This is a genomic window from Paracoccus angustae (assembly GCF_042648745.1).
Classification (GTDB): domain Bacteria; phylum Pseudomonadota; class Alphaproteobacteria; order Rhodobacterales; family Rhodobacteraceae; genus Paracoccus; species Paracoccus angustae.
This window is the reverse complement of the sequence record NZ_JBHRXY010000110.1, coordinates 1-1397: the sequence shown is the minus strand read 5'-3', so window position 1 is coordinate 1397 and position 1397 is coordinate 1. Positions and strand designations below refer to the sequence as shown.

At 63.6% G+C, this 1397-nt stretch carries 1 protein-coding gene; it reads right to left on the bottom strand.

Annotation, left to right across the window (positions count from 1 at the left end; all coding sequences use genetic code 11):
- Window positions 1–33: 33 nt before the first annotated feature.
- Window positions 34–1302: an IS256 family transposase gene (locus ACFOM8_RS22960; RefSeq protein ID WP_377764678.1), complete on the bottom strand. Its 1269-nt coding sequence runs from the start codon at window positions 1300–1302 to the stop codon at window positions 34–36.
- Window positions 1303–1397: the final 95 nt, after the last annotated feature.

The following is a 1397-nucleotide window of genomic DNA, read 5'->3' as shown; positions in this document are numbered from 1 at the left end:
GAACTATGGCTGAATCTGGGTGACGCGACTTGATCAGGCGGCGCGGCTTTGGCTGGCATCGTCAGCGACGACCCCGTCGGTGAATGTGACGCCTTCGATGACGCGTGGCAACTGGTTCGTGCCGTTGAGCTTGCGCCACTTCTTTGACGCCGCCCGGACAAGGGTGAAGACCATCAGCTTTGCGGTCTTCTGCGACAGTGCGCCCTTGGTGCGGACGGTGCGGTGCCGGACAGTGGCGAAGACGCTCTCGATCGGGTTCGAGGTGCGCAAATGCTCCCAGTGCTCGGCCGGGAAGTCGTAAAAGGCCAACAAGGCCTCGCTGTCCTTGGTCAGGCAGGTCACGCCACGCTGGTATTTGGCGGCATATTTCTCTTTGAAGATCTCGATGGCCGCCAATGCCGCAGCGCGGGTTTCGGCATGGGAGATCTCGCGCAGATCGGCGGTGACAGCAGGGTGCATGGACTTGGGGAAGCAATTGAGCACATTGGCCATCTTGTGAAACCAACACCGTTGGTGACGGGTGCTGGGAAAGACCTCGTCCATGGCCTTCCAAAAGCCCAAGGCACCATCGCCAACCGCCAGTTCGGGCGGCACGGCGAGGCCGCGGGCCTTGAGGCCGACCAGGAGCTCGCGCCAGCTTTGCGCGCTCTCGCGCACCCCGACCTGGAAACCCACGAGCTCCTTCTTTCCTTCGGGCGTTGCCCCAAGAACAACCAGCATGCACTCGGCTTGCGGTTCCATCCGGGCCTGAAGGTAGACGCCGTCGGCCCAGATGTAGACATAGCGGCGCGCCGATAGATCGCGGCGCTGCCAGCGGTCGTAATCCTCCTGCCAACCCGCGGTCAGACGCGAGATCACACCGGATGACAGGTTCGGCGCATCCGGTCCCAGCAGCGCCGTCAGCGCCTCCTGGAAGTCGCCCATGGACACGCCACGCAGGTAAAGCACTGGCAGCAGCGCATCGAGGCTGCGGGACCGCCGCGCCCACCGCGGCAGGATGTTGGAGGTGAAACGGATCCTCTTCTCCGCCTCAACAGCGGCACGGTCGCGCACCTTGTGCCGTCTCACGGCGAGTGGCCCGATCCCCGTTTGGATCGTCCGCTCCGGCCCGGTCCCATGATGGACAACGCGCTGACGGCCATCGGGCAGAAGATCATCGTTGAACTGGGCGACAAAGCTTGCAGCCTCGGCCTTCAGCGCGGCGGCCAGCATCTGGCGTGCGCCCTCACGGGCAATCTCGGTCAATGGGTCAAGGATCGAACCAGGCTGGTGAAGCGGGCTGATCGTGGTATCGTCGTTCATGGCGTATCGCTCCTTCGGGAGGTTCTGGCAGGCTCACACACCCGCCACGATACGCCGCCTTCTCAGGCCCCATCACCCATTTTCAGCCATAGCTC